Raw genomic sequence first — 5,125 nt, 5'->3', positions numbered from 1 at the left:
CTTTCAATTTCGATTTTTGGCTTACCTGATTTTCCTTTTTTGGTGGTAATGATGATGACCCCGTTGGCTGCTCTTGTTCCGTAGATTGCACCCGAAGCCGCATCTTTTAATACTTCTATAGATTCAATATCATTCGAATTAAGAAAATAAGGATCCGCTTGCACGCCATCCACAATATAAAGGGGTTGGTTATTTCCAAAACTTCCAATACCTCTAATGGTAATATCTGAGGTGGCCCCAGGGCTTCCCGATGAAGAGGTTACTGTAACTCCGGCAACTCTACCTTGTAGGGCATCAACAGGATTTGTGGTAACTACTTTGTTCAGATCTTCGCTTTTAACAGAGCTTATAGCCCCAGTAACATCACTTTTCTTTTGTGTGCCATAACCTACAATAACGACTTCGTCCAAATCTTCAGCACTTTCTTGTAGGGTAAGATTGATGGTGGATTGGTTGCCTACCGTAATTTCTTTGGTGGCAAAACCCATGAAACTGTAAACTAATACGGTTTGTCTGTTTGGAACTTCAATCGTGTAGTTTCCGTCAAAGTCAGATTGGGTGCCGACACTTGGGTTGCTTTTAATGATAATAGTTGCTCCAGGAACTGGAAATCCAGAATTATCTACAATGGTTCCTTTTACAATAATGCTTTGCGCATATGAATTTGTCACAAATCCAAAAGACACAAACATAAAAAGCAATAAAAACAGACCGTTTAAAGCATGCTTTTCATTTTTTGATTTTTTGTTTTTCATCTTAATAATTTATTTGTTAGTTAGCTTGAAACTCGATTTTAACTTAAGTTTAAGACTCCCAAATATTAAATTATTTTGAGATAAAACATGAGAAAACACCTTTACTTGACCTTTACATTCTATTAAAATAGTAGTGTTTGTAACGGTTTAGTATTAAATCTTCAAATAAAATGTGAAATTGTTGACATGGCTAATAAACCAGCACAGAAGGGTCTTTATAAATTTTGTTTTTATATGAAGATGCCAGAAATTACTTTGTGACTTAAATATCTTCCAGAAAACTAACCAAGTTATCTTTACTGTCTAAGCCTAATTTTTTCCTTAATCGGTGTCTTCCTATTTCAACTGAATTTACAGAGATGTTATTGATGTTTGCGATCTCTTTGGAGCTTAATTTGAGTTTAACTTGAACGGCCAACTGAACATCTTTATCTGTTAATTTGGGAAATCTTTCTTTCAGTTTATATAAGAAATCGCTTTGTAGATTTTCGATATTGGAATGGAATCGTTGAATATCTTCATTGAAATCAAACTTAAAGGTGTATTCTTTGATAAGCGCCTCGATGTTCTTTTTGAGTTCATTCAAATCGGTGAATTTGAGATCTTTTAAAGACTTCGTCAGATCCTTATAAATCGTTGTTCTTTGAGAAATAAACAAAGCCAAATTGGTCAGTTCGGTCATTCGAAACTCTAGTTTGTGTTCGAGGTTTTCGCGTTCTAGCGCTTGGGTTTTTAGTTTCTCTTTGGAAAGCTTGTGACTTTGCAAGTAGATTGCTTTTTTCTTTTTAATATTATTCCATAGTCCTACAATCACTAGCATAGCTATAATTGCCAATAATAAAACACCAATCAATAAATAATTCCTTTTTTGGGCTTCTAAATTACGTTCTTGTTCCAGTAATTTAATTTCGGACTCGCGTCGTTCTGCCTCATACAAAATGCGCATTTCAGCCAACTTTTCGCTTTTATTACTTGAAAACACCTCGGAAATGCCTTGGGTGTATTTCATGTAATAGTTGAAGGCCTCTTTGTAGTTCTCTTTTGCCAAATAGTAATCTGACATAATTTTGTCATTCTCTATAATCAACTCCTTGTTGTTGCTTAGGGTTTCGATAATGTTTCTAGATTCTTCTAACAATGCAAAGCAGGCCTCATAATTTTTAAGTTTCAGATATACGAGGGCGAGCTCATGGAGGATATCAACTTTTTTGTGTTCGTATTTAATTTCGGTGGTAATCTCCAATGCCGACTCTAGGAACGTTTTGGCTAAATCGAGTTCATTAATTTTACGATAGCAGATGCCCATGTTTTTCATAGTTTCTGCAATCCGGTCCTTATTATTGGAATCTTTGATGAGTTCTAAAGATCTTTTGAAAAACGATAAGGCCAAATTGCAGTCATCTTTACTTTCATAAATTAATCCGATACTATTGTAACTGTAGGCAATGCGTTGTTTGTCGCCAATCTTCTCATGGATTCTTAAGGTTTCCGTGTGATATTCTAAAGCTTTATCAAAATAACCAATGTCATAATACAGCCAGCCCAATGTGCGCAGAGTGAAGGCGAGATCGTAATCATTTCCAATCGCTTTTCTGATTTCTAAGGATTGTAATCCAAATTGCAAGGCTTTATCATAAATATCATTAAACAAATACCCTTGACACAAATTTATTAGTGCTAATCCTTCCTGATCTCTATCTTTAAACTCAATCGCTAATTTTAAAGCTTCCGTTCCATATTCTATAGTTTTATCAGGATTGACAACCCAGTATATTTCAGCAATCCTATTTAAGATAGGCGTTTTATTTATTTTTTTTGAGGTGGGTAAAATGGTTAGCAAGCTGTCCAGTTCCTGTTGTGAGTCGGTTGGATTTTCATCCCAGATATTCGTTTGAGATTGGGTAGTAAAATAGAACCCTATAAAGGCGATAAGAATAAGCGTAATCAGTTTGTTCATTAGTCAAAATTTGTAATTGTCAAAGAAATGCCTTTATTATTAGCCTGATCTATAGGTTTACAAATATCAACAATAATAACTAATCTTTTTTTCTAAAAAAACGATTTGTAAGGTTAAGTAAAGGTAAGTTTTGAGTTATTATTGATAATAATTCGCAATTTGTGGGCTTGAAGTTTATGAAAAATTAATAATTTGAAATGGTAATAAAGATGGATATAAAAAAGATGATAAAACCTATACTTGTTTTTGTTTTGGTATTTAATTTAAGCTGTAATACCTCTAAAGAATCTCTGAAAATTCATGAGACATATGATTTCCTAGATTTCAGTGAAAACATTTTAGATTATCATATCACACCTAAAGATGCTTTTGATAGAACAGGTTTGATGTTTTCTGATCAAGGCGCTTGGTTTGCCTATGGCATGCATGACGAGTCAGATGAGTCTTTCGGTTTTTCAGGCCCTTTTTTAATGACCCAACAAAATGGGGTTTGGTTGAGTACTTCGCTTATGAATGCTACCATTAAAGTGAATGATAACTTCGAATCTTTAACGCGCGACCATTCTTATAGCTTTGCAAGTCATTTAGAAAATGGCTATTCTGGTAATTCTTTAGCGGTTGACCAAACCTTGCTTTTTAAAAACGGGCATACGGCTTTAGTGCGGACCACAATAAAAAATACGGGTCAAGAATCTATTCATATAGAAGTGCTTTGGGAAAGTGCACCTGTTTTGATTGATGGGATTTTATTGTCACAAGATGAGAACACCATCGAAATAAACTCTACAAAAACGAATGCCAAAGGCTATGTTTCTTTTCCAAAAGACACCCAAGTTGAGTTAGTAGATAGTTTGCAATATAAGGCAGGCAACAGTTTTAATCTAAAGCCTAATGAAACCAAAGACATTGTGGTTGGGCAAACTTTTATTTTTCCTGAATATTCTTGGGAAGAAGAAAGCAAGAAGATCAAAAATGAATCTTTTGATTCGATTTTTAAGGCTCGAAAAGAGGAGAAAAAAACACAGTTAAAAGCACTGATTGAAAATAGAGCATCAGAATTTAAGGATGCAAAATACGCTGGGGTTTTGGCCAAAGCACATCTGACTTTGCAAAATAATTGGCGTATTCCTTCTGGAGAGCTCACTAACGAAGGCTTGTTTCCGAGTTATCATTATAGAGGCTTTCACGGATTTTGGGCCTGGGACTCCTGGAAGCATGCGGTCGGATTGGCTTATTATAATGTTGATTTGGCAAAAAATCAAATGAGAGCCATGTTTGATTTTCAGAGTGATGATGGATTTATCGTCGATTGTATTTTCCGAGACACCACAATTGAAGCGCATAACTATCGCGATACCAAACCACCACTTTCGGCTTGGGCGGTAGTTAAAATTTATGAAAAAGATAAGGATGTCAACTTCGTAAAAGAGCTCTATCCTAAAATCAAAAAATACCACGAATGGTGGTACAACAAGCGTGATCATGACCAAGATGGCTTATGCGAATATGGCTCAACTGACGGCACCGTGATTGCGGCAAAATGGGAAAGCGGAATGGATAATGCCATCAGATTTGACGATTCTAAAATTCTGAAAAATGAAGAAGGCGCGTATTCGCTCAATCAGGAAAGTGTCGATTTGAACGCTTATTTGTATGCTGAAAAACTGTATTTAAGCGAACTCGCTGGGATTATAAATAATCAAGAAGATGCAAATACCTATAAAACAGAAGCTGAGGTATTAAAAAATAAAATCCAACAGCAATTCTATGATCCTGAAGATGGTTGGTTTTACGATACAACGATCGATGGTGGCACTTTTATTAAAGGTGCAGGAAGCGAAGGCTGGACCGCACTTTGGGCAAATGCCGCCACGCAAGAGCAAGCCGAGGCTGTAAAACTTAAGATGATGAATCCTGAAAAATTCTATACGAAAGTGCCTTTTCAAACGATGAGTGCCGATCATGAAAAATTCAATCCTTTAAAAGGTTATTGGAGAGGACCAAATTGGTTGGATCAAGCTTATTTCGGCGTAAAAGGCTTGCGTAATTATGGGTTTAATGACGAAGCTGATAAAGCCACACACCAAATTATTGAAGGCGCCAATGGTGTGTTAGGTAAAGGACAAGCCATTCGTGAAAATTATCACCCCATCACGGGCGAAGGACTAAATGCTGAAAATTTCAGCTGGAGCGCAGCACATCTCATCATGTTATTACAAAACGACTAAATGAACTACGATCATCTAAAAATATCAAATCAGGAAGCCGAAGAAATTCTGTTTAAGCTTTTCAACTTGAAAGGTCACGCAACAGCGCTTCCTGGAGAAGTAGATTTTAATTTTAGAATTAAAATCGCCAATTCTCAAGGTTATATCCTGAAAATATCGCGTCGCAATGAAAGCGAATCCTATCT

At 35.8% G+C, this 5,125-nt stretch carries 4 protein-coding genes; 2 read left to right on the top strand and 2 right to left on the bottom strand.

The features are described from left to right. Positions 1-755, bottom strand: a 755-nt coding sequence (locus ABIQ28_RS08645; RefSeq protein WP_348036488.1) for a TonB-dependent receptor plug domain-containing protein, incomplete at its 3' end; no start/stop codon positions are given. A 262-nt stretch (positions 756-1,017) separates the two neighbouring features. Beyond that, entirely contained in the window at positions 1,018-2,712 is a 1,695-nt protein-coding gene (locus ABIQ28_RS08640; RefSeq protein ID WP_348036487.1) for a transcriptional regulator, read from the bottom strand. A gap of 224 nt (positions 2,713-2,936) precedes the next feature. Between ABIQ28_RS08640 and ABIQ28_RS08635 the strand changes: the two genes are divergently transcribed. Further along, positions 2,937-4,940: a trehalase family glycosidase gene (locus ABIQ28_RS08635; protein ID WP_348036486.1), complete on the top strand. Its 2,004-nt coding sequence runs from the start codon at positions 2,937-2,939 to the stop codon at positions 4,938-4,940. Then, positions 4,941-5,125 (top strand): hypothetical protein (locus ABIQ28_RS08630; RefSeq protein ID WP_348036485.1); only part of this gene is annotated, 185 nt, incomplete at its 3' end.

The sequence above is a fragment of the Gelidibacter sp. genome, from assembly GCF_039916245.1.
Classification (GTDB): domain Bacteria; phylum Bacteroidota; class Bacteroidia; order Flavobacteriales; family Flavobacteriaceae; genus Gelidibacter.
The sequence above is the reverse complement of the archived record's forward strand: the minus strand, read 5'-3'. Positions and strand labels throughout refer to the sequence as shown.